The organism is Herbaspirillum lusitanum (assembly GCF_046025995.1).
Lineage (GTDB): Bacteria > Pseudomonadota > Gammaproteobacteria > Burkholderiales > Burkholderiaceae_D > Herbaspirillum > Herbaspirillum lusitanum_A.
Map to the genome: position 1 here is coordinate 1 of NZ_JAQQFM010000033.1, position 554 is coordinate 554.

At 62.8% G+C, this 554-nt stretch carries 1 protein-coding gene; it reads left to right on the top strand.

The window, feature by feature from the left end; translation table 11 throughout:
* Positions 1-554, top strand: a 554-nt coding sequence (locus tag PQR62_RS25570) for a porin (protein ID WP_408160896.1), incomplete at both ends; no start/stop codon positions are given.

Genomic DNA, 554 nt, shown 5'->3' on the forward strand with positions numbered 1-554 from the left:
GTGCGCGGCGCCGGCAATCAATGGGGCACCAGCATGATCGGCTTCAAGGGCCGTGAAGATCTGGGCAGCGGACTGAGTTCCTTCTTCCTGCTGGAATCCGGCTTCGATGCCACCAAGGGCAAGACCAACGGCGACGCGCTCTTCAATCGCCGCTCCTACGTCGGCCTGGAAGGCAGCTACGGCTCGCTGAAAGTGGGTAAGAACCTGTTCATCAACAATGACGTCTGGTTCCTCGATCCGACCGGTCAGCAGTTCATCGGCACCGCCAATCTGGTGCACGGTCGCAACTGGCCCGGCGCCAACAACGTGATCGAATATCAGACCCCGACCTGGGGCGGCTTCAACGCTACCGTCCAGACCAGCCTGGGTGAACAGGCCGGTTCGACCACCAAGGGCCGCAAGGACGGCGTCTCGCTGGTCTACACCAATGCCGGTCTGGAACTGCGCGCGATCTACGATCTGGTGCGCGACGCCAACGGCAAGTACGGCAGCGTGAACTCCACCGGCGGCGCCGGCAGCGTGTTCGACTCGTCCAAGGAACTGATCCTGGGCGG